Source organism: Candidatus Omnitrophota bacterium, from assembly GCA_040755155.1.
GTDB lineage: Bacteria > Hinthialibacterota > Hinthialibacteria > Hinthialibacterales > Hinthialibacteraceae > JBFMBP01.
Genome location: JBFMBP010000102.1, coordinates 1 through 24,788 on the forward strand (window position 1 = coordinate 1; position 24,788 = coordinate 24,788).

Here is a 24,788-nt window from a genome sequence, read left to right on the forward strand (position 1 = left end):
GCTCCCCACTTAGTCCGGCTGGTGAAAGAAGGAAAAACCTTTATTAACGGCATTCTTTTAAAAGAAGAAAAAAAGATTGATCGGGACGCTGCCTAACTTCCGATCCACAACTATTGACAATAACTCTCGTATTACAAAATAGATCGCAACTCCATGCCGCTTTAAGGAGACGCTTCCATGAAAACGAAAGAAAACGCCCTGACCAATATCGTCGAAGAAATCGCCGCCGGTTACCGAGGGTCTCAGATTCTGTTGACTGCCAACCGTTTGGGGCTTTTCGCCGCCTTGGGCGAAAAGGCGATGACTTCCATTGAATTGGCGAAAGCGTTAGACGCCGATCCGCGCGGAATTCGTATCCTCTGCGATGCGCTGGCGAGCCTCTCTCTTCTGGACAAAATAGGAAACGCCTACCAAAACAGCCAAGCGGCTTTGAAGAGTCTGATCCCCGGCGCGCCTCAATCCAAAACGGCGTTGCTGCTTCATTCGGCCAGACTCTACGAAAAGTGGGGAAAACTCTACGACGCCGTAAAAAAAGGGACGCCCGCGCGCGAGGAAGATATCGATCCGCGCCTCATCAGCGACGAAACCGCCTTCGCGAAAGCGATGGCGGATGTGGGACGCCTTTCCGCCATCGAGATAGCGGAAAAATTGGACTTGTCCGGCGTGAAAAAATTATTGGATATCGGCGGAGGACCCGGCTTATACTCCATCGAATTCGCCCGCCGCAATCCGGAACTGCGCGCCGTCATTCTCGATAACGAAAAGACGCTGAAAGTCGCCCAGCAGAACATCCAACAAGCCGGTCTATCGGATCGCGTATCCGTTCAAGCGGTCGACGCTTTGGAAGACAATTTCGGCCAAGGCTGCGACTATATCTTCATCTCCAACGTAATCCATAGTTACTCCGCCATCGAAAACGCCGCCCTCGTCGTGAAATGCGCTAAGGCTCTCGCTCCGAAAGGCCATCTCTGCATTAAGGATTTTATGCTCGATTCCACTCGCACTCAGCCGCAATGGTGCGCCCTTTTCGCCATCAATATGCTAGTGAATACGGAAAGCGGCGACTGCTATACGCGGGAAGAAGTTCGCCATTGGATGCAAACAGCGGATTTGGAACACGTGGCGGAAATGGACGTATGCGGACAATCCCACATTATCGTCGCCAGAAAAAAATGAAATGAATTGCAGTTAAATATCTAATACACTGATTATATTAGCTTTATTTATTGTATTCCAAAAAATACGATGGCTTCATTCCATCGGTAAAGCCACTGAATCTCACCATTCGGCTTTTCTCTCTTTGTTACCCACGACACAAAGTACTCCTAAATCATTAAATTCTTTTTGATATGCTCTTTGGTTTCCTTGTTCAGACCTGGAACCATCACGATGGCTTCTTCTTTAGACCAAAGTTCCCCCCCAAAAAAGTCAAATTAATGGGCTTACAAGAAAGAGAATTGAATTTTCCGCTAGTTGGAAAGAAAAAATAAATATTGAGGAAATAGGTCTTTTCTTTCTCGTAGAATTATGGCATAAATAAATAAGTTAGTTAGTAATCTATAAAACCGATAAAACAGGAGGTTGCATCATGAAAAGAGGCTTATTTTGGGCGCTGTTGATTATGGGGATCGCGCTGACGGGCGCCGCACAGGATTATCCTTTGCGGGCGACGATCAGTACGAAGATGGGTGGAGATCAGGTGGAATATCCTCCGGGAAATATCCGGCTGTTTCCCCAAGGACCTTCCAACGAAGACGTGGCGATGGCGATTTTGCTGCAGGATAATGGTGTTCGGGCGCGCGTGCTAGGCGATAAAGCGTTTCACGATAGTTTTGGGCATTTGACCATCAATGATAATATCGAGAATAACGAAGCCCCCGTAGATCTGGTGATTTTGTCCGGCTCCAGCGGTTCAGGCGACGTGCCGAACACGCAGCCGATGTTCGATCTGGGCATTGGCATGATGTGCGGCGAGCATGTATGCCTTGCGCAGGAAGACAAGCCCGCCAAGTTGAAAATGTATATCGGCGGCGGAACGGCGCATACGGATTGGCGCAATACGCGGCTGCGCAAAATTAGAATTATGGACAAGAATCATCCCATCACTAAAGGCATCGAGACCGACGCCGACGGCTGGGTGCAGATTTTCCGCGATCCTTATCCCAATGAGGGCTATTTCCGCGAGCCTGACGAGACGGGAACCATCGTCGAATGGCTGGAACCGAACAAATTGGTGGCGGCCACCGGCCTCTACGACCTGCGAGTCGCGCTTGGTTCGGTTAACCTCAAAGCGGATGGAACGCAAATCTTAGGCGAAGTCAGCGAAGACGAATTGATCGCCGCGGGCAAGGACCCCGATCTCCGGTCCGTATTCGCCGTCGTCGATAAAGGCGGCGTATTGGCGGACGGTACGAAATCGCCCTGCCGGTTGGTTCATTGGATCATCAACGGCGAAGGCAGCGGCGGCCCGGGGCGCAACTTCCTGGCGCTTAATGCGGTAGGACGGCAACTCTTCATCCGCTCCTGCTTTTGGGCGATGGGACAAGAGATTCCCAGCAATATCGCCGATTTTTCTCTTTACGCCAATTAATCGGCTAGGCGCATGAAAACGAATTGAGCCGCCGGAAGCGCACCGGCGGCTCTTTTTTGTCTGGATAATGATTTCCTGATTTCGCACTTGCAACACCCTAAATTTCGCGAATGGCATTGTATAGGGTTTTCTGATCCTGATCCATACTCAAAATGAGGCTCTTTTTCCCTTGGGAGTCGGGAAGGAGGTATTGCAAATCGTACATGGTCTGAGTCAATTCCTCCGCCCGGGCGGCGCTCATATCGATTTTCTTCGCTTTGAGCAGCCATTCCATTTCCTTATAAATTCGTATTTCTTCTCTTCATACGGCTAAATAGTTACGAAAATGGTTACTCTTCAAAGTGATGCGAGCAAAGCATCGGAGATTACTGCATTGGCCGCCCTCAGTTTTGACGAAAAAACGAATCTCTTATGTTGACCCTTGGCTGCTAATCGCTATTGTAAGGATGATATCAATAAAGCGGCCAGGCGCCAATTTCCGATTCTTCCCGCGGATCGTAGACGGTTACCCGCAATAAATCTTTGGCATTCCCGGATTGCGGATCGTTGGAATGTTCCAAGAAAACGGCCCATAGCTCGCATACGCCAGTTTCTTTCGGGCGCCAGGAAATCCAGGCGTAATTGTCCTCGCGCAATCCATACAAGGTTTGGATTCCGATCGTCTCCTCCTTCCGTAAAGACGACCGGTCGTGAAATACGACAAATCCGCTCTTCGTTAAGTAAGTTCCTTCGCAATGGATCTTTGCCCGCAAGTCGTATTTCGATCCGAGAGGGATGCGAATTTCGCCGGAAGATAGCAAACCGGCGCCGGTTTGAATCGCAAGGGAATCTTCGTGGAGAAAGATTTGCGGAGACGAACCGTATGAAGGAGGTTCGGCGCCAACGATTCTTTTCCCAACAAAATAACACGAGTTGTGGGGAAAATATCCTTCGTTGTTTCCATGATAGAGCCGTCCTTCTTTGTCGGTCCACCCGTCGGCGTTTGGATGTTCTTCGTCTTTCCATTCGTGAATTTCGTTGGGAATCGCGTTCTCCGGGTCGACGGTTACATAGATGCGATAGCCCAGGTTGCCGTCTGAGGGCAATCCAAAGCCGGTTGTATCCCAGACGACGCTGGCTTCTTTCTTCTCCCGCGCGGCCAGGGAAGTTACCGTGGTTTCGCCGATGAAGATTCTTTCTTCCGAGGCTTCCACCCGTTGGCTTGGATCGAATAGAACCGCTTCGAAGCGAACATGGAAGGGCGCGTTCATGATGTCTACGAGACTGAGATTGTAAACTCTCGCCGCCAGTTCGATTTTATCGCCTTCTTCAATCCCCGTTCCCGGATGGAGGACTTTCTCGTCCGAATTCGAATTCACGGCATACATGAAAAAGCCTTGCATCGCCATGCGCGTCTCTTCCTGGTTCAAATGCCAGGTTTCAAATTCGTATTGATCGGCGTAAGTGGGTTCGAAGCGATTGGGCAAAGCCAAAGCCGGATCGGGACGGCTTCCATAGTACCAATACCAAGCGTTTCCCAGCGAGCGGAAATCGACGGCGAAAGCGGTTTTCAAACCGCCTCCCTTGCTCATGACATAGACGGCGGGAACATAGGAAAAGGTCCAATCGCTCGTGAAAGGGGTTTCCGGTTGTTCGATGCGGATCCCTTTGCTGGAGGCCTGTTCGTTCTTGGCGATTTTGTTGTCGCCCCAATTCTTGTATCGATCGAGAGCCAGGGTAAGCGATCCTTCGATTTCCCCCGTAATCTCCCCCGAACGAGCTTTGGCCTTGTACCCTACTTGCAAATCGTAATTTTGATTGAATGCGTTCTCATGAATCGTTTCGTCGCTCTCCGCCGTCTTTTGCGAGAAATTGACCTTGATTTCCGCTTGATTGCTGGAATAGGTAAAATGGATTAGATCGTTCCAGGTTTGTTCAATTTCTTCTTCCTTGCCGTCCTTCAACACTTTGTAGGATCCCATGTCGGCGGGGAAAGATGGCGAGAAGTCGGGATAGGAAAACAAGTTACGATTGATATGAGAGGGTTGGTAGAAATCATGGACATGCGCCTGACCGGCAAAACGATACTTGGGACCAGGCAGCACAACATCCTGAAAGAGATAATTTCCGTTACTGTCTTTTTGATTAACCAATGGGTAGCGCCAGACATCGATCAATTGAATTTTTCCATATAGAATATCGTCTTCATTGGCTTCAAACGCCAGTTCTTGAGTAGTGGCTTGATATTCCTCGTCCATGTGTTCCTTTTTCGTTGTCCAATCCCAGCCAAGTTTCTCAGACGCTTCAATGGACAATTCCGTCTTTAACCAAATGTTATCTTCCGTCAATGTCCCTTTAGCCGAAACTTGTTCTGACAATCCCCATGTGACGGACGAGTGTTCGGTCGATTCGATCGATTCCAACTTTTCCTCTTCGTAACTGTACGCCGTCTTGAAGAACCGGTAGGCGTTGACGTTTTTTATTCCCCACTTATTGTTATCGTTTTCCCATTCTTTATAATCGAGAGGCAAATAATCGAGGTGTTTCGGGGGTTCCTGAATAATCGTTTGGGCGGATATAAAATCTTCCAGGACCAGATGAACGGGCGCGCCGAGAATCAGGGAGTCGCCGTCGGCGTCGTAACGCAAGACGGCGATTCGGGAATTTCCGTTAATCCCAGGGAAGACATTATTTTCGAGTATTTTCGGATTTCCCTTGGCGTCTGTCGAGAAAAGAAATATATACTCATTGGCCTCCGAATAAGCGACGAGTATTTCCTCCATATTCGAAGGAACATTTCCCTCCGGCGATTCCATAAAATTCCCCGCTATACAATCCACTCCATGAAATTCGTTTGACAAATTGGTAGGAAAAAGAGTATATTCGCCGACGTTCGTCAACGAAAATAGTCGATCCGCTTGAACGATATGAACGGCGATTTTGGATTTGTATCCGGCAATGGGCAGCCAATCCGCCGTAATGACCGCCAATTGCTTCCGAAGGGCATCATAGCCCTGTTCCGGATCGTAAACGAAAAATCCGGCGGTCATGCGAACATTAATAAATACGCTGGTTGAAAAATCCTCTTTTTGCTGAAACAGAAATTTCACTGGATCGATGCGCCCTGTCTTGACGTCGGCGTTATTCGCGTCAACGGCGTATAACCGCAATTGGTCCGTATAAAAGACGGCGAGATCGGCCAATCCATCCCCATTAAAATCCCCCGCCGCCGTATCGAAAATATTATCGTTGCAGGATTGATTGAGATCGGCTATCATCGGTTCTTCGCGATGATATAGGCTGTCATCCGGATCGAACGTATAGGATTGGATGACGAATCCATTCTTTTCAGTAGCATAAACCAGGACAAAATCGAGATGGCCGTCATTGTTGAAATCCCCCTTTTCGATTCTTATGCCGATAGGGGCGTTCGAATTCGCGCAAACATACTTTCCTAGATGGGGATCGGAACCGTCGCCGTCTCCGGCAAAGGCTGGAAGTAGATTTAGTTTCCGATCGTAAAGGCGAAGAGAAAAATAATTGCCTTTCGCTGCATAATGGACATATAAAATTTCGTCATGATACTCCTCGTCCGCATCTTGGTTAGGGAAGAAATTTCCGGATGCGATTTCGAAAAGACCAGTATTGAAATCGCCGATGAGCATGGATAGTTTCGTTTCGGCTGTCAAATCCTTATTGAGAATTTCGATGCAAAACTTTTCCTTATCGAGAAAGAAGGCGCGCGCAATCTGTTCGTATTCTGGCGCAAACCGTCCCGCGGCCGCTTTTACGATCTTGAAGGCAGGATCGTTGACCGCTTCCGTCCGAGTCTCGCATTTGCCGCTATCGATCTTGCCGGAAGACTCGCTGATCCAAAGTTTCGTTAAGCTGATGGTTTTGTCTCCCGATAAGAAAAAGACGCCTTCATCATCGCGATACAAGTTGGAATCTTCTTCCGTCTTATAAGGATTCTCTTCCCCGGGCCTGGGACCGGTTTTCTCATACTGATCGTCTTGAGCAATGGTCATCGAGGGAAGAGCAAGCAAAATGAGAATTGAAATAGTCCAACGACCTTGATTTGCGTTCATCTTTTCACTCCCGCCTTACAAGTAGTTTGACGCGTCGAATCCGCTATAAGAGGCAATTCCGTTTAGTGGATATCGCATCGCGCATTCGCCTATTATACAAAAAAAAATTCCCCATTTGTAGTTTTGGGGATTTCTCGAAAACAAATTAAGCGACGCTTTGCCCATAGGAAGCATCCATTACAGAGTCATGAAAAAAACCGTAAAACCCGTGTGATTTTCCCTTGAACTTGGTGGAAATGAAGAGAGATTGAACGTTGTTATAATTTGCATTGAGAAGCGTAGAGAAATTGTCAAAGATTATGAAGCGCAAATATTTTCGGGTATACTATATCGAAGAGATCGAATGGATTTTCTTCTCCCGCCGAATAGGATAGTGAATCGGATTGGATTGACGGCTTAAGAAAAACATAAGCGCATAACAATCGTTTCCTCGTTAAGCCGGCGCAAGATGGTTTTGATTCGAAGCGGTTTAAAGAGCGCGATTCATGTTCAATGTATTGAAAAATCGAAACCTGAATGTAAAGGTGTCTCTGCTGGGAGCCGGCAGCGCGCTGATTACGGCCATTTCACTGGTGCTGTTGGCGGTTTGGCAAAGCGGACAATACAGTCGGCTGGCTCAAACCGAAGTGGACCAATTGATTCGCGCCGATTTGGACCATATCACTCAAGGGATTTACAACTTAGTCAAGATCGGCGATGAAACCGTGCAAGAGCGCGTCAACTACAATCTCAATGTGGCGCGGCTCCTTCTCTCCAACGCGGGCGGAATAAGTTTGTCGCAAGAAGAAGCCGCTTGGACCGCCGTAAACCAGTTCACCGATGAACGCATCGATATTCGATTGCCCAAGATGTCGATAGGCGGCCAATGGCTCGGCCAAAATAGCGATCCGAACGTTAAGACCGCCGTGGTGGACGAAGTGATGCACTTGGTCGGCGAAACCTGCACGATCTTTCAGAGAATGAACGAAAAGGGCGATATGCTCCGCGTGGCGACGACCGTGCGGAACGCCAGCAACGAACGCGCTATTGGAACTTACATTCCCGCCATCAATCCGGACGGCGCTCCCAATCCCGTTATCGCTTCGGTATTGAGAGGCGAAACGTACCGCGGGAGAGCTTTTGTCGTCAATGCGTGGCATCTCACCGCTTATGAGCCGATCTATACCGAGGCGGGCGTCCTCTTGGGCATGTTGTATGTCGGCGTCGAACAGGAGAGCGTCGTCTCGCGGATTCGCCAAACCATCCTGCAAACCAAAATCGGCAAAACGGGTTACGTCTACGTTTTGGGCGGCAAAGGCCGCGAACGGGGCCTTTACATCATTTCCCAAAGCGGCAAGCGCGACGGCGAGGATATTTGGGACAGCAAGGATAGCGACGGCAATTATATGGTCCGAGCGATCATCCATACGGCGATCGTCCTGCAACCCGGCGAACTGGGCGCCGAACGCTACCGCTGGCAAAATCCGGGCGAACCGGCGCCCCGCTGGAAAATCGCCCGGCTGGCTTACTACGAGCCTTGGGATTGGGTTATCGGAACCAGCGTTTACGAAGACGAAATGGAATATTATTACTCGGTGCTAAGCCACGGCAGGATGCGAATGACTCGAATCATGAGTATGGCGGGTTTGGCGATTACGCTTATTATCATAGCCATCGGCATACTCATCGCCTGGACGATCGTCCGCCCCATCCGGCAAATCAAGAATTCGGTGGAGACCATTATACGCGGCGACTTGGATCAGACTTTCGAAATCCAATCCCATGACGAGATCGGCGCATTAGCCCAAACCTTCAATCTCATGACCAATCGTTTGAAACAAACGTTGGATGGATTGCGCCAAAGCGAAGAAAAATACCGGCATATCTTCGAGAACTCGTTGGAAGGACTCTTTCAAACCTCCTTAGAAGGACATTTTTTGAATGCCAGTCCGGCGATGGCGCAAATATTAGGATACGATTCTCCGGAAGAAATCATCGAGACGGTGACCGATATTCGGAATCAAGTCTATGTCGATCCCGAGGAACGCGATCGACTCCTATCCCTTCTTCTTGACGAGGGAGTGATTCGAGGACGGGAAATCCAATATTGCTGCAAAGACAAAAAGAAGATTTGGGTTTCTCTCAGCGCCCGCATTGTTCGCGGCGAATATGGCCAGCCGTCATTCATACAGGGCTTCGTGATCGACATTACCGAACGAAAGCGGTTGGAAGAACAGCTGCTGCAATCGCAAAAAATGGATGCGGTAGGACAACTGGCGGGCGGCATCGCGCACGACTTCAACAATCTATTAACCATTATTTCCGGCTATAGCGAACTCGTATTCAACAAACTGGCGCAAAACGATCCCTTGCGAGACAAACTCAAAGAAATCATCAACGCCGCGGAACGAGCCTCTTCTCTGACGAAACAACTATTGGTTTTCAGCCGCAAGCAAGTGTTTCAGCCTGTCATTGTCAATCTCAACGAATTGATCCTCAATATGGAGAAAATGCTGCGGCGATTGATTGGAGAACATATCGAACTGACCGCTTCCCTTTCCCGGGAGAGCGGCTGCCTCAAAGCCGATCCCACTCAAATCGAACAGATCGTTATGAATCTCGCCATTAATGCTCGAGACGCCATGCCCTCAGGGGGAAAGCTGACGATCGAAACCGCGAATGCGGATTTGGACGATACGTTTTGCTCGACTCATGCCGAGGTGCAAACGGGATCTTACGTTATGTTGTCTATAAGCGACAATGGCTGCGGCATGGACAAAGAAACATTGTCGCAAATTTTCAATCCGTTTTTTACGACAAAGGAAAAAGGGAAAGGGACGGGTCTCGGCTTATCGACTGTTTATGGAATCGTAAAACAATCCAGTGGGCATATCTTCGCTTATAGCGAACCGAAATGCGGCACGACGTTTAAAATCTATTTCCCCCGATTGGACGAAAGGGCGAGTCCGCATCCCATGAAATTAATGGGGGAAGAAACGCTGCGCGGCGACGAAACGGTGTTGCTCGTGGAAGATGAAGAAGCCGTGAGAAATACGGTATCTGAAATATTGGCGGATTCGGGCTACGCCGTACTTCCAGCGAGAAATGGCCAAGAGGCTTTGGAACTATGCAAAACGCGCCAAGATGATATCCAATTGCTGATTACCGACGTCGTGATGCCCGATATGAGCGGCGTGGAGACGTCGCAACGTTTAAGCCAAATGCGGCCGGACATCAAAATTCTCTTTATGTCCGGCTATACCGATAACGCCATTTTGCGTCACGGCATTTTAGACGAGAGCGTCGCTTTTATCCAAAAACCATTTACGCCGGATAACCTCTTGAGAAAAGTGCGCGAGGTTTTGACGAAATAACCGGACAACGAACGCCCGCCGCGTTACTCTTATTGTTATTGACCGATTTGAGGAATTGCGGTTTTAACCTTTCACCTATTTACAAGATGCGGCGGCTGATGGCTAGATCTAATTTTTCCTCCTTATTCATCGAACGAAGCCTCGCAGTTCTTTCCCATAAAAACCTGCCTCTCGGCGTTTCGTTGTTCGCCGTCTTGCTGGCGTCTCCATTAATTTATACCGGTTGGTTCGCCGACGATCTATTGCAGCGCTGCGCCTATTTGGATACGCCCGCCGCCAATGAATTCCTCCCCAAGGAAGACCGGCTTGGCGGACCAATGCGGATGTATTCTTTTTTCGATGGAAACAAGGAACGGAAACAGCGCTATCTGGACAAAGGCGGTTTTCCCTGGTGGATCGATCTTGATATCCTGGCCTGTTTTTGGCGGCCATTTACCGCCTTGCTGAGCATGGCCGATTATCGATTGTGGCCCCAATCCTCCGTCTTGATGCACATTCACAGCCTTGGTTGGTTTGCGGCGCTGCTATTCATCGCCAACGCGCATTATCGCAGGATCATGGGACCGGGATGGGCGGCGGGCTTGGCTCTTTTGCTTTTCGCCGTGAACGACATTCAAGCGGTTCCGATTTCGTTTCTGGCCAATCGGCACATTCTTCTCGGCGCCGTCTTCGGAGCGTTGACTTTATTGGCTCATAGCCGCTGGCGTGAACGGAAACAGGTTCGCTGGGCTTTCGCCGCCTGCCTCTTCCTCTTGTTTTCGCTGCTTTCGTCGGAATCGGGAGTGGCCGTCTTCGCTTATCTGTTTTCGTATTCGCTTTGGATTGAACGGGGCGCAATCCGTGCGCGAATCGCAACTCTCGTTCCTTACATTCTGCTCATTCTTGCATGGAGGATCGTATACGTTTCGTTAGGCTACGGAATCTCCGGGATAGACCTCTACGTCGATCCGGGAAGAGAACCGGTCCGTTTCGCCTATAAAGTGATGGAGCGGCTTCCCATTTTGTTGCTGGGCGTACTCGCGTTTCCTCCGTCCGATATTTACATCATACTCACGCCTTTTGCGATGCCGATTTATTGGCTATTCGCCGCGGCGGCGCTTTCGATTTTATCGCTGGTTTTCTTTCCTTTATGGAAAAATTGCCGGCTTTCCTGTTATTGGCTGTGCGGAACCGTTCTATCAGCCATTCCTTTATGCGCCGCCATTCCGGGAGGGCGTTCCATGCTTTTAGCCAGTCTGGGCGCAATGGGGCTGCTCGCGCAAACGGCGCGTAATTTTGAATGGAAAAAAAAGTTATCTGGATATCCTTTCCAAAAAAAGAATTTGACGCTGGGAATTCTTACCTTGGCGCTGTTCCTGCGGTGGGCCGACGGCGCGGCGGCTTTAACGCAGAATGGCAAGATGTTCAACTATGCTCAAAAAGGAATCGACGTTTTTTCCAATATCGGCGTCCATGATCCTGGTTTGGCCAAGCAGGATTTGATCGTCGTCAATCCGCCCATGGCGCTCATCGTCGCTTACCTAATCCCCTTGCGATTGTTGGATGACGAATCCATACCAGCTCATATAAGGGTGTTATCTCCCAGTCTGGAATCCATAGAGGTGCGCCGAATCGACGAATATGCGCTGGCCGTGCGTCCGCAATACGGATTCATGAGTCCTCCCCGGTGGCATAAGGGAAATTGGACCGAATGGCGGACCTATATCGATTTTCCCAACGCAATAAAGCGTTTCGAGCAATTGATTATGAGCAGCCATCGGCCTATGTCCGTAGGGGAGAAAATTCGCTTAACCGGATTGACGATCGAGATAACCGAATTGACCGAGGATAACCGTCCGGCGGAAGCGGCGTATCGATTCGATGTTCCCTTGGAAGATGCTTCGCTGCGTTGGCTGCAATGGAATAATAAGCGGTGGCGATACGAGGAATTCATCCCTCCCAGCATAGGCCGATCGGTTTGGCTGAACTAAGTTAGAGATCTTCCTTCCTTCCCGTATTCCATAGATTGGCGAATGGCGAAGATAGCGGATCGTTTGATTTATCGGCGGATTTGCGGTTATAATAGGCTGAAGGGAATCCGAAATAGGAACGCCTTCGAGCGGATCCGTTTGCCCAACGGAAGAGCGAGGAGTTGGCCGATGATGCTTGGACCTATCGACCAGCAACGGTTGAACGATATTCGCCGCAAACTGGAAATAGTGTACGCAGCCCCCATCGCGGAACAAGAGATTCGCCGTTTCCTCCCCGGCGTACTTTATAGGAGAAATGGCTTGATTCATCTCACCAAACTAAACGATACGCCGTTCGTCTTGAATGCGGAGTTGATCGAAACCATCGAAGCGACGCCGGACTCCATTATAACGTTGGTCAACGGACGCAAATACCTCGCTCGCGAATCGGTGGAAGAAATCCGCAGGCGATGCCTTGAATATAAACGGGAAATCCATTCGTATGCGAAGAATCCATAAAGCCGGAAAACAAACCTTTCGATAAGGAATACAGACGACAGATCGAATGCGCCGAGAGATGCCTGCGTTATGAGATATTGGCGCGCGAGGTATAAAGCGCCCGCCGCGGCCGCTTGCCGAAGAAATCCGCTTGAGTTTTCTTGAGCGGCGATATAATGAATTCAATCGGACGCAGATGCGGACGATATGGGAAATGAGGTGATGATTTATGCCGAGGAAACAAGAAAAAGCCTCCGGGGGCGCGCCGGAGTGGATGTGCACGTTTTCGGATATGATGTCCTTATTATTGTGTTTTTTCGTTTTGCTCTTTGCGATGTCCTCCACGGAAAAGATGAAAATGATCCAGGCTTCTGGTTCCTTGCGAGCCGCCTTCGGTGGACTTCCGGCGCCTTATTTGGTGGAAAACATTCCCGACATGAAGCAAAAACCGGAACTATCGCGTCCACCGCAGACGGAACGAAAGCAATTTTACGGCAAAGACGAATTGTTGAGGGAGGAAGAACATAAATTCCGATCTCGCAATTTGCAGGAAGTGATTCAGGTTACCGGCACGGAACAAGGCATCACTTTCCGGCTTTCGGGTGACCTGACGTTCGAAAAAGGCAGTTCGGAACTGACGGCCGCCGGTATCCTCGCCCTGCTTTTCATTACGGACGAATTGAATCAATTTCCCAAAAATCCCGTAAAAATCGTGGGCCACACCGACGCCTCTCCCCATCGCGGCGATCCTAATCGCAATTGGACGCTGGCGGCGGACCGGGCATACGCCGTGATGGAATACATTACGAAAATTGGCACCCGCTGGGGGCGCGTTGCTCAAGACCGCTGCACTTACGAATCCTTCGGACAATACGCTCCTTTGCCTGACGTGAATCCCAATACGGTGATAGGCATGACGCTTAACCGCAGAGTTGAAATCACGTTGATCCAAACCGATGAAGGAAATGGAACCTTCTACACCGATTCTTGGATTAAAAATCCCCGGACGCCGCTGATGAATCCCGACAATATGCCGCAGGCGAAAGGCGAATAAAATGGTCGAAAGAAAAAATAAAGAAGAAGCGGCCGGGGGAGCGCCGGAGTGGATGTGCACCTTCTCCGATATGATGTCGTTATTGCTTTGCTTTTTCGTGCTCCTTTTTGCGATGTCTACCGTCGAGAAACAAAAATTCGCTCAAACGATCGGATCGATCCAAGGCGCATTGGGCCGCATTCCGAACATGTTCAATAATTCTTTTGTGAAACCCATAACCATCAAACCGCAAATCGCAAAGCCGGTGCAGCGGACGAAAACCGTGCAACGGGCGAAAGAAGCCATCGCCAAGAAGGCCCGCTCGCGGTTGGTGGCCGATGAAGCGTCCAAGGAAATCATCGTCGAAGGAGTGGACGAAGGTCTCCGCTTCTCCATCGCCGGAAGGATTCTATTCGACGAGGGCGTGGCCTACCTTAAGCCGGAAGCGAAGGAGATTCTATTGAAACTCGCGGAAATTCTCAACGATTTTCCCACGCTTCATATCCGCGTAGAAGGACATACGAATTCGATTCCCCTCAATTCGCCCTTTTTGAATAATTGGAGATTGGCGCAGGCGAGAGCGTATGAGACAATGCTGTTCTTGAAAAACGAGGGAAATGCGGATCAAAGCATGGAAAGGGGACAATCCCGCGTGAGTTTCATGTCCTGCGGCGAGTTCCGTCCCCGTTTTCCCAACGATACCGTAGAAAATCGCGCACTCAACCGGCGGGTGGAAATCGTACTGATGCAAGGGGATCAATCGGAAATTGTTTCCGGCGCCATCGAAGGCGATGAGGAAAGACACGAAGAAGCCGATAAAAAAGATTTCGTCCCCATCGCGCCGCAGTAAAAAGACAGAGGGGACGGCAAGGGCAAGTCGTTTCTGTTCTTGAACGATGCCTGCATTCTCGAATCGTGGACGCATCTTGAAACGATCAATTTTTGAAGAAAATTTGGCGGCGTTGGAAATCCATTCTCCGGAAACGGCTCGCCTGATGCGGGAATGCTCGATGGAAGGGCTTCCCATTGAATTGATTCCCACGAAAACGCAGGCGGCGTCGGCCCGTTTTCTTCCGCCCGGAACGGATAAGCCGGTGTTGCTGCATAGCGCTTACGATCCCATGCGCGAAGCCGTTCGTTGGGTGGAGAGCATAGAGATCGCCGAACCTACGAACGCCGTCGCGTTGGGCGCGGGCATGGGCTACCATCTCCTGGCGCTGCACCTGAGGCATAGCGGAAACCTGCGCTATATCGTCGTGATCGAACGCGATCCGCGCCTTCTGCGGCTGGCTTTCAGTTCGATCAATCTCACCCGGATCATCGCCCATCCCGGAACGATTTGGATCGCGGGGGAAGAACCGAAAAAGATTCCCGAACGCCTGCAGGAAACGCGCACGGACATGATTTTGCATAATTGCAAAATCCTGCCCCACGATCCCTCTTTGAAATGCTTCGCCGATTATTACGCCCAAGCGCGGGAAGCGATTCTCGACGCTTTGACTTACGACGAAATCAACTTGCGTACGACCTTCGAAAGCCAGGGACGCAATCAATTCAACGTCTACATGAACGTCCCCGCCGTCTTTCGCGGCTACGCCTTGAAGGACTGCGAAGGAATGTTGAAGGGCTATCCCGCCATCGTGTCGGCGGCGGGACCGTCGCTGGATAACAACATCCGCCTGCTGCATGGCATCGGCGACCGGGCGCCTTTGCTGATCGTGGATACGGCGCAAAACACCTTCAAGAAGCATGGCCTGCGAGCGGACATGGTGGCCGCCGCCGATCCCACTCCATTGAACTTCAGCCATTTCGAAAAGATCGACAGCCTGGGCGATGCGTTCTTGGCCTTTCACCCCGAAGTCAACCGGCAAATCCCTTCTAAATTTCTCCATCATCCCTACCTTCTGCCGCTTTTCGATCGCGATTCCACGTTCCTCGATTTTCTGTTCGATGTGCAAAACCATTACGGCGTCGTAACGCGAGCGATGAACGTCGGACATATCGCCTTCAACCTAGCGCGCCATCTCGGTTGCGCCCCCATCGTGCTCGTAGGCTTCGATTACGCCTTCCCCAAGCATGGCGGCGCCACACATGCGGCGGATGCGGCGGTTTCTCGAAGCGTAGACAAGATGGAAGAAGACGGTACGGTGCGCATCGGCGGCAAGGAAGGCAAGGCGATGGCGGAATCGGGAACCATGATGTTGGTTCCGGGCTATTACGGCGACAGCGTCCCCACTACCGTTCCGTTTCAGCAATATATAAAAGCGCTGGAAAAGGATATCGCCGAATGCGATTTCGACGTGATCGACGCCACGGAAGGCGGCGCATATTTTGAAGGCTCCATCCGGATGACCTTAAGCGAGGCGATGGAAAAGACGCTGCGAAAGCCGGGCGTAAAAAAGATTTTCGACGATTTCCGGCAAAAGAAAAGACATCCCGATTTGGATCGAATTCTTGGCAGACTGCAAGACTGCCAAGACCATCTCGTCAAGAACCGCTCGCATTGCGACGTTATGAAAAAACAATTGGTAGAATGGGCCGCATTGCTGCAACAAGGCGGTTTTGACGCGCAAGAAGCGAAGCGGCGTTGGGAGAAATTCGATAAGGTTTGGATAGAGATGGCGAGCGATCCCTACATTGACGGCTGTTTAGGAACAACCGTTCAGCCGCTCTATTTCCGCCGCCAGCGCGCCACCCGCCCCAAAGACGGAACTCCCATCGCCTTCTTGCAATGCATGTACGAGAAATACGATCCCATCGTCCGCGACATGGACGCCCTGCTCGGCAATTTCGCCCACTGCATCGATCTGACCCGGGCGGCGCTGCAAGCGTTGGAAAAGGAGCGCCGCATTTGAGAGCGCATCAAGACGCGTTGCTTGGCGTCGAATCCGCTTCAAGATCAATCGTCTCTAAGATTATTTCACTTGTTCGAACAGATAGAGGCCGCTTTTGCCCGGACAAACCAGGTCGATATCGCCGTCGCCGTCGATGTCGCCGATGGCGGGATTGAGGCCGAAGCCCGCATTGCCGTTTTCCTCGACAACATGGCGCTTCCATTCGTCCTTTTTCGGATCGAACGTATAAACATAGATGCAGCGGGGATCGTTGGCGCCGGGATCGTGGCCGTTGTGCGCATAGTAGCGCTTGCCCGTAACCAATTGCCAGGAACCGTCCCCTTTCAAATCGCCGATCCAGATGTAATGGGGCTGCGACCAGCTCTTATCGATCAAATGCTTCGTCCAGGTTCGCTCGCCGTCCTTCTTGCCCTGTTGCAGCCAATATAGCCCGTAATCGTGACCCAAGCCCCAAACGATGTCGTTCAAGCCGTCGCCGTCTACGTCTTTAACGAGAATGGGAAAGCTGGCCGTCCCCAGTTGAAATTCGGGGCGCCATGTCCAAGCCATTTCCGCGCCGTTCTTTTTGCCTTCCAACCAGCCGCCGGGAGCGACGATGTCGGTAACGCCGTCGCCGTTGACGTCGCCCACGCCGTGGCCGTGGCCTCCACCGTTCTTGCTCGCGAAACGCTTCGTAAAGTAGGGCGCCCCTTCTTTGGCCGGGCGTTTTTCGTACCAAACGACTTCTTGAGCCAGATCGGGAAATACGTCTTCCAGGCCGTCGCCATTCACGTCGAAGAGAAAGCCCGTCTCCATGTTGCCTGGAGTATCTATCGTGTGCGTAGCCCAAATCGCATCCTTGGCGCCGGGATTCTCGCGCCAGAAAACTTCCTTGCTGAAATACGTCACGCAAACGATATCCAAATCCCCATCGCCATCTACGTCTTGTATTTCGTCAGCGAAGTCGTTGTAGTACGTATCGATAGGCTCCAGCTCGGCGATTTTATGCGGCTTCCAGGCGGGGGCTTCGTACCAATATTCCCCGCTGACAATGTCTTTCTTGGCATCGTTGTTCATATCCCCGATTCCCGCCGCTTCGAAATGGGAATCGGCGTTGATCGTATGTTTTTTCCAATGGAAATCCCCCGCGGATTGATCCGCTGCGGCGGCGGGAAGGACAAAAATGGCCATCAAAAAGAGAACGATATTTCTTCGGCTGCGAAGCATAGAAATCCTCCTGAAAGAATAGGTCGAATGGAAGAAAATTGTATAACGGCGGCGAGGAAAAAGATATGTCCGAATCAGGCCGTTCGCTTATAGCGGGAGGGAAGATAGAGTCCAATCAGTGTTACGGCGCCGAACCAGATTACGACGGCGTACAGCCAATACATGGAGATATACGCTCCCACCGAAGGCATGATTCCCACCGTCCAGACATAGGAGAAGATCAGCGTATAATCTCCTGAACCGACAGGAGCTTCCAAGTCGATATTATCCGGCAGTCCGGCCATGCTGGCGTCGCGCACAATCCGCAAGGGAGCGATTTCCGTGAAATAATAAATCCCCCAAATCAGTTCTATCGACAAAAATAGAAGCATGATCGCTAGGAATAAAATGCGGAACCTTCGCTTTCCGCACTTGGGGCATTGGGAAAGACGGTACAATTCCCAAAGGCGCGCAAATCCCAACGAGAGAATCCCTGTCAACAAATGAATGGCGGGGAAAGAAGGTGGAATTTCAACGTCGAAGATTTTCCCGCAACGGCAATGAAAACGATATTCGTCCATGCCTTTTCCCTTGTTCTCGTTATTCCATTCGCTGTTGCGTCAATAGCCCATAAACCGGTATACGGCCAGCCCCAGCAAAACCGAATCCACGAGATGCGATAATTCCGGCGCAGCGTAGGTTTCCAAGAACCATTCCTTTTCCTGCACGCCTGCGCTCAGCGCCATTGGCTTAACTAGATCGGCGGCGGCGGTGGTGAGAGCGCTGAAATCTTTTTTCGATTCCTCGTCGCCGGGGAGGCGGTCTTCTTCTTGTTTTAAAATATATAGGAAGAAGTCGGAAGAGATAACGGTTTGAATCTGCGCGGGCGAGCGGACATCTTTCAAAAGCAATCGCATCTCTTTCGACCGGCGCGCGGCGCCCGCCGGATCGGAAGCGGCTTCGCCGAGGTAGTTCTTCGCCGCTTCCTCAGCATCAAACACGTAGGTGATTCCGTCCCTTTCCACGGCGTAGAGATTATTCAAAGGCAGCATAGGCGGCATGGGATTGTCGCCGATTTGAAATCGTTTCCCAGGCAGCATGGCCAACTCAATCTCCGATGTTTGAACGAACGGCATTTTGGAGAATTGGGATAAAAACGATTTTTGCGGATCCAATTCGGGAAACGCCATCGCCATCGTCGGCGTTCCATTGACAAAGCCGAAGAGGTTGAATCCGATTTCTTTCCCGGCTGGAAACCATTGCGAAAGCATCTGCCATTGAGCTTGAACGGCGAGAGGTCTCTTCGATTCCCCCCGATTCGATCCCATATTTGCGATTTTGTCTATCGGCGGTGTTCCCGACGCCATCATTTCTTTTAGGCGTCCATCGCGGTTTCCACGCCGGTTGGAGATTTGAACCTCCATTCCCGCCGGCATGGTTGGTCGGCCCGGCGCCATTTCTTCTCCCGATGCGGAAGGCTCCGCCGCAGCGGGGCCGGAGGAGGCGGCGACGGCGGCGGTAGCCGAAACGATCTCCGGCCACCGCATGGCGAATTCTATCATGCCGGGCGGATCGGCGGGAGTGAATAAGAACTGTTCGAGCGGCTTCCAGGCTTCCGCCCACGGGGGCAGGCTGTCCGCTGGCGCCAGAATCGTCAATCGTCCCGCTCCCTCTTGAAGCTGGTAAAGGCATACCGCCTCACGAACGCCGGAAGCCTTGAGAAACATTGGGAACGTTCCTGGAGGTCCCAGCGACGGCCCTTCTTGTTTCGCCGCATTAAAGAAAAGCGCCGCGCCTGAATTTTCGAAGCGTTTTTTGTAAGGAGAATAGGGATCGGATTTTTCCGCCAATTCCGGAGGCGGCGGAGTGGTCCACAATTTCATCAAGGCGTCTTTTTGATTGGAAATCCATACGATCCCCGAATCGGCCAGGATAGCAATCTCTCCGAAGGGTACGGAAATCACTTGCATTTTGGCGGCGCCTGCGGGCATTTCCGAAGTCGCCGCGCCGGGAAAAGCGGCGATCAAGGTCTCAATGATTTTGGGGAGTGGGCTGCCTTCCTCCGTACCCTTCAGAATTTTCGCAGCGGCGGCTATGGAAGAAACGGGAGCATTGCCTTCGGAGGGAAGCATAAACAACCGCACTTGCTCTGCATGGGCGCCAATGGCGGAAACAGCCGCCGTTACCCCGTGGGGAAGCAACGCCGAGGCGAATTGGCCGCCAATCTGCGAAAAGATTTCTTCCTGGCCTATCGCCGAAAAAACATCGCCTTCGGCTCTCAACGTCTCCATATCGAGAAGCAGCCAACAGGGGGAAGCATTAGGCAGCGTTTTTTCGAAAAGGAGAGCGGAAAGATTCGCAGGCATAACCGGAACGGGAGCGTTGGCAGTTTGATCGCCCTGGCCGTCTTTTTTGTCTTCTACGGCGGCCGCCTTGCCGGTTCCGGACGGCGTTCCCCAATAACGATCAAGCGAAATTCCACATACTAAACCGATTATGAAGATGACAAGTACAAGAAGATACTTTTTCATAATTCTCCCTGACGATAACGTTTTTTTATAAGGACGAATCCAAGGGGACGAATAAACATGAACGGCAAAAATCCCCATCCCTGCCTCCTTAACGAATAACCTAATTGGGTTTGATTCCGACCTCGACATTGAGGTTATTCAATTGCTTCATGAAATCGCCATATCTTTCCATCCGTTCGCTTTGCCGCCGTAAGATGCGTTGGCGGTCTTCGGGCGTTTGCAGGATGAATGGCGTAATGAAGGTCAGAAGTTCCGTATTCGATTTTCTTTTGGATTTCGATTTGAACAGATACCCCAAGATGGGAACGCTTTTCAATCCGGGAATGCCTTTATCGATGTCGGAATAGCTCGTATCAAGGACGCCGGAAAGAACGGCGGTCTCTTCGTTGTCGATAGTCAGGACGGTGGTAATAACGCGTTTTGCGAAAGCGGGAATGATCGTATCCCCCACTTTTAATGAATAGCGATCGACTAATACCTGGCCCGTTTCCAGATTGACGTTAATCGTAACGGTAGTGGCGCTGTTAATGCGCGGCTTTACTGAGAGTTTCAATCCCGGCTGTTTGAATTCAATGCTTTGCTGGGAGAGATTATTGGATATAGTAGATCCGCCAAGAACGGGAACCTCATTAATCACTTCGACGTAGGCGCTTTGATTGTCCTTCGTCAGGATGTTGGGCCGGGCGACGACGTTGGTTTTTTCGTCATGCGCCAGCATATTGAGAACGGCGGAATAATTGGCGCTGGAGAGAACGGCGACTCGATCCAGATTGAGCGCGGAGATCGGCGTTTCCAAATTCGCTTCTACGTTGATGGGAAGATTGTCCGCCCACTTAATGCCCAGCTCGTTGTTCTTGATATCCGAAATTTCCACGATGAGAATTTCGATCAACATCTGAGCGATGTCTTGATCCAACTCATTAATCAACTCGCCAATGGGTTCGAAATACTGGGAATTGGTGGTTACTAAAAGCGAATTGGTGCGGGTTTCAGCGACGATGCGCACATTGCCGATCAGGTTGCTGATTTGCTGGTTCTGATTGGCGGAAGATTGATTCATGAACCAATAGAAGCCCTGGTTGCGCTGGTTGCCGCCGCGCTGTTCTTCGAAAAGAGACGTCAACTGCTGGCTCATATATTCTGCTTCCGCATTCTTCAGAGGAAAAACCTTCGTGGTTCCATATTCGGGATTCTTTTGATCCAACTGTTTGATCAGTTTTTCCACGACGTCGAAGGCGCGCGGCGTACCTGCGATTACGACGATGGAATTGGTTGTCGTGTCGGCGATGACCTTTACTTTGCCGGAAAGTCCCGTCAACGATTGTTGCTGTTGATAGAAAAAGAAAAATCCGCCGCCCGATTGCTGGTCGCTGAAAAGTTCGTTGATGATATAGGCCAGATCCGAAGCTCTGGCGTATTTAATGGGATAGACGCGAGGCTCTTCCTTGGATTCGGGCAAGGGTTGATCGAGTTGTTTGATCAAATCTTCGATCATGTCGAAATCGGACGGCCGGGCGGTGATGATGAGAGCGTTCAACCGCTGATCCTCGATGATTTTGATTTGATCCTCTTCTCCGCCTCGTCCCCGGCGGCTGTAGCTGTAATAGTAATCGTAATAATACCCGCCGCGGTTTGAAGAAGAATCGCCTTCTCCAATTAACTGTTTCAACATCCCGCTGAGGATAATGGCGTCGGCGTGCTCTAGGGGATAAACGCGGGTGATCTTGTCGTAACTTTTCTTGGCGTCCAGCGTTACGAGGATATCTTTGATGGTTTTCACGTCTTCGGGATAGGCGGAAATGATTACGGTATTAGAGCGTTGATCCGCCACTACCGTCGGACGGTAATTCTGCGACGAACGCGATTGCAGCATCTGATTCAAGCCCTGCGCGATTTCCGTCGCGTTGCCGTTTTTCATCGTGAAGGTTTCGTTGAGTATTTCCGCCGTGGCGCTGACGTCTAATTTCTCGATGAAGTCGGATACTTCCTGAATCGCTTCTTGAGGAGCGGAAATGATGAGGGAGTTGGTGGAACGATCGCCAATGACTTCCACGTTGGCGTTGCGGCGCCGGTCTTGCCGGTTGCCGCCAGTCATTTTGGAAACCACTATGTTTTCCAACAGATCGTTCAGGCTTCTCGACATTTCCGATGCGTTCAGGTAGCGCAGCTTGAATACTCGGATCGCCACGCCTTCCAAGGCCCCTTCTTTATCCAACTGGCGGATGATTTTCTCCAGTCGGGCGGTGTTGGCCGCCGTATCCGTGATGATGATCGAGCCGGTGCGGTCGTCGGCGATGACATTGGCGTTTTCCGGCATCAACGGCGCGAGGGATTCTTTGAGTTGGGAAGGAGAAGCGTATTTCAGATCGATGACCGTGCTGGTAACGCGGGCGCTGGAGTCCTGATCTCCAGTTCCGACTTTTACGTCCACGCCCATTTTTTTGGCGTCTGCAATTGGCAGTATCAGAATCATCTGATCGGTTTCGATATACGTCGTCCCCTTGAGGCCGAAGGCGGCGTCGATGATGTTCATCGCCTCTTCCTGAGTCACTTCGTTGGGATTCATAATGGTATAGTTGCCCTGCACCTGATCGCTCTTGAGAACGACTTTCTTTTTCATATCGCTCAGAAATTTCAAGATTTGATCTACAGGAGCGTTATTAAAATTAAGTTTGAACTTCTCCGGCTCTCCCGGCTTGCCCGGCTCTGACGGCGTCGCCGACTCGCCGTTGGGGACGAACATCTTTCCCTTTTTGAGCATATCCTGCAGCGCTGTGGCGAACAGATTGCCCAAACCTCCCGAAGCCTTTGGATTATTGTCATCCGCGGGCTTGGCCTGCGCCGCCGCTTCGGTATTGGCGTTTTCACCCGCCGAAGCGTCTTGGGACAAGACTCTCGAAGGCAGAGCGATCGCTCCCAGGACGATGAGAACGATCGTTAGGATTGTTTTTATTCGGTAGTTCATCTTCTCCCACCTCGTATAGGAATAGTTTTCATTCGGAATGCGCGGATGCGCGCGCGATGATCTCTTTTCAAGAAGATCCAATGTAATCGATTGAAGGTCTATATCTTTATAGATTCGTTTCTCAACCGCCATTTCTCATTTTCTCAAAGACTTGTTGCCGTTCCTGCGGACTCATATTTTGCATTTTCTGTTGCAGCTGTTCCCGTTCCTGCGGCGACATGCTTTCGAAACGCTCTCTCATGCTTTTTTTTAAGGCTTGATCCGGAGGAGGCGCCGAAAAAGAAACATCAACATTAACCGATGTTTTGGATGGACCCGAAGGACGCTTTGCATTAGGCATAGAAGGCTGGGGACCGCCCGGCGGCGGAGCACCGCCTCCCTCGCCGGGCTGGAACAAATTCAGTATCCGGGGCTGGTTTTTGCCGTCTTCCATCAATGTAACGGTATCTACTCCAATAGCCGTCACCGTCGCATTGCCGATTTTTCCTCCCACGGCGATATACTGGTTGTTGATAACGGCTTTATCCATGAAAATGCCCGTAAACTGATAATTCATTGGCATCTCTTTAAAGATATTGCGAGCGGGTTTTCTGGGCGGTTTTTGCCCTTGAGGTCCCCCCGGAGGCATTCCCGGCCCGCTCATTCCCGGACCCCCCATTTCTGGCCCGCCCATTCCTGGCCCGCCCATTCCTGGAACGCCAGGCGGCATTCCCTTCCCTTCCGGGTGCATCCCCGGTTTGTTCGATGGATTGTTAGAAGGATTTTTCATTTCCTTCTTAGCGTTAACTTTAGAATCCTTGGCGTTGCTTTCTCCATCCTTGGCGTTGGGAGACGAATTGGGGTTTGAAGTTTGGGCGATTAAAGAATCGACCTTGGCGAGTTCAACGTAAACCGATCCCCATGAGTACAATTGAAACAAAACCAATAGACTTAAGATGGCTAATGCAAAGGATTGCCAATAACGCTTAGCGATAAGTTGAAAGCGGTTGAGCGGAAATGGATTCATAATCATCCTCTCGCAACGGCGGCCGCCGGACTGGCGGATTGGGTTTTGGCATCGATCAGATAAGTGGAAACAGTCAACTGAACGTCTAAATCCGGCCGGTTTTTATCCTGCAATGTACTTTTAATGGATGTAACTTGGCAGACGATGCTGCAATTGCGCAGATTGTCCAGAAAAGGGATCAATTGCTCGTATTGGCATTGCATCGACAATTTGACATCCAAACGCGGCATAGGCCGCGTGCGCATATTTTCGTTGTAGGAATAACTCTTGATTTGCATTCCGCTCATCCCCGCTGTTTGCTCCAATGCGGCCACGAATTTGTGAGCCTCGTTTTTCTCGATGAATGTCCCTTTTTCGTTGCCTAATTTATTGCGCAGCGCCAAATTGCGCGTCTTTTGCTCGTCGACGTTATCCATCATGGCGAAAAGTTCAAGAAATTGCTGCTGGGTAGCGCTGGATACGCTGGAATCGGATATCCTGGAGGAGATTAGTTTGCCTCCCCACATCAAGATAACCGCAATCGCCGATGCGAAAGTGATCCATGCTAAACGTTTTTCCCGTTTGGAGAATGCCATGCGTCCGCGCTCCTTCCGCTCGATTATTTCACTCATGTTGTGCATTTCCATTCCCTCGCCCTTTGGGAGAGGGGGTAGGGTGATGGGGATTAAGTTCAATCAAATCAACCCTCACCTAACCTCTCCCAATCTTGGGAGAGGAATTGTAAAGTCAGCAAATTCCTTTAAAAATAGTTTACTT

Annotated in this window: 16 protein-coding genes; 8 read left to right on the forward strand and 8 right to left on the reverse strand. The window is 50.8% G+C overall.

The window, feature by feature from the left end:
• The first annotated feature begins 177 nt into the window (after positions 1-177).
• Positions 178-1,176, forward strand: a complete 999-nt coding sequence (locus AB1656_15175; GenBank protein MEW6236724.1) for a methyltransferase — start codon at positions 178-180, stop codon at positions 1,174-1,176.
• A gap of 412 nt (positions 1,177-1,588) precedes the next feature.
• Positions 1,589-2,590 (forward strand): hypothetical protein, encoded by a 1,002-nt coding sequence (locus AB1656_15180; GenBank protein MEW6236725.1) that lies wholly within the window; start codon positions 1,589-1,591, stop codon positions 2,588-2,590.
• A 97-nt stretch (positions 2,591-2,687) separates the two neighbouring features.
• On the opposite strand, the gene AB1656_15185 is transcribed toward AB1656_15180, so the two are convergent.
• Both AB1656_15185 and AB1656_15190 read right to left on the reverse strand, forming a co-directional pair.
• On the reverse strand, positions 2,688-2,864 hold the full coding sequence (locus AB1656_15185) for a hypothetical protein (protein ID MEW6236726.1): 177 nt from the start codon (positions 2,862-2,864) through the stop codon (positions 2,688-2,690).
• A gap of 178 nt (positions 2,865-3,042) precedes the next feature.
• A complete protein-coding gene (locus tag AB1656_15190) occupies positions 3,043-6,657 on the reverse strand; it encodes a VCBS repeat-containing protein (protein ID MEW6236727.1) in 3,615 nt (1,204 codons plus the stop codon).
• Positions 6,658-7,142: 485 nt separating this feature from the next.
• On the opposite strand from AB1656_15190, the gene AB1656_15195 reads away from it, so the two are divergent.
• From AB1656_15195 to AB1656_15220, 6 genes are all read left to right on the forward strand, one after another.
• Positions 7,143-10,010, forward strand: coding sequence for a Cache 3/Cache 2 fusion domain-containing protein (locus tag AB1656_15195; GenBank protein MEW6236728.1), 2,868 nt, complete (start codon positions 7,143-7,145; stop codon positions 10,008-10,010).
• Between the two features lie 98 nt (positions 10,011-10,108).
• Positions 10,109-11,980, forward strand: a complete 1,872-nt coding sequence (locus AB1656_15200; GenBank protein MEW6236729.1) for a hypothetical protein — start codon at positions 10,109-10,111, stop codon at positions 11,978-11,980.
• Positions 11,981-12,148: 168 nt separating this feature from the next.
• Positions 12,149-12,478: a flagellar FlbD family protein gene (locus AB1656_15205; protein MEW6236730.1), complete on the forward strand. Its 330-nt coding sequence runs from the start codon at positions 12,149-12,151 to the stop codon at positions 12,476-12,478.
• Between the two features lie 208 nt (positions 12,479-12,686).
• Entirely contained in the window at positions 12,687-13,511 is an 825-nt protein-coding gene (locus AB1656_15210; protein MEW6236731.1) for a flagellar motor protein MotB, read from the forward strand.
• A gap of 1 nt (position 13,512) precedes the next feature.
• On the forward strand, positions 13,513-14,340 hold the full coding sequence (locus tag AB1656_15215; protein MEW6236732.1) for a flagellar motor protein MotB: 828 nt from the start codon (positions 13,513-13,515) through the stop codon (positions 14,338-14,340).
• A 76-nt stretch (positions 14,341-14,416) separates the two neighbouring features.
• On the forward strand, positions 14,417-16,345 hold the full coding sequence (locus tag AB1656_15220) for a 6-hydroxymethylpterin diphosphokinase MptE-like protein (GenBank protein MEW6236733.1): 1,929 nt from the start codon (positions 14,417-14,419) through the stop codon (positions 16,343-16,345).
• Between the two features lie 60 nt (positions 16,346-16,405).
• On the opposite strand, the gene AB1656_15225 is transcribed toward AB1656_15220, so the two are convergent.
• From AB1656_15225 to pilO, 6 genes are all read right to left on the reverse strand, one after another.
• Entirely contained in the window at positions 16,406-17,551 is a 1,146-nt protein-coding gene (locus AB1656_15225; GenBank protein MEW6236734.1) for a VCBS repeat-containing protein, read from the reverse strand.
• Positions 17,552-17,625: 74 nt separating this feature from the next.
• On the reverse strand, positions 17,626-18,111 hold the full coding sequence (locus AB1656_15230) for a hypothetical protein (protein ID MEW6236735.1): 486 nt from the start codon (positions 18,109-18,111) through the stop codon (positions 17,626-17,628).
• A 39-nt stretch (positions 18,112-18,150) separates the two neighbouring features.
• Complete coding sequence (locus AB1656_15235; GenBank protein ID MEW6236736.1) at positions 18,151-20,061, reverse strand: hypothetical protein; 1,911 nt, start codon at positions 20,059-20,061, stop codon at positions 18,151-18,153.
• Between the two features lie 100 nt (positions 20,062-20,161).
• A complete protein-coding gene (locus AB1656_15240; GenBank protein MEW6236737.1) occupies positions 20,162-23,026 on the reverse strand; it encodes a secretin N-terminal domain-containing protein in 2,865 nt (954 codons plus the stop codon).
• Between the two features lie 121 nt (positions 23,027-23,147).
• Complete coding sequence (locus tag AB1656_15245) at positions 23,148-24,032, reverse strand: hypothetical protein (protein MEW6236738.1); 885 nt, start codon at positions 24,030-24,032, stop codon at positions 23,148-23,150.
• Positions 24,033-24,034: 2 nt separating this feature from the next.
• Positions 24,035-24,643, reverse strand: a complete 609-nt coding sequence (gene pilO, locus AB1656_15250) for a type 4a pilus biogenesis protein PilO (GenBank protein MEW6236739.1) — start codon at positions 24,641-24,643, stop codon at positions 24,035-24,037.
• Between the last annotated feature and the right edge of the window lie 145 nt (positions 24,644-24,788).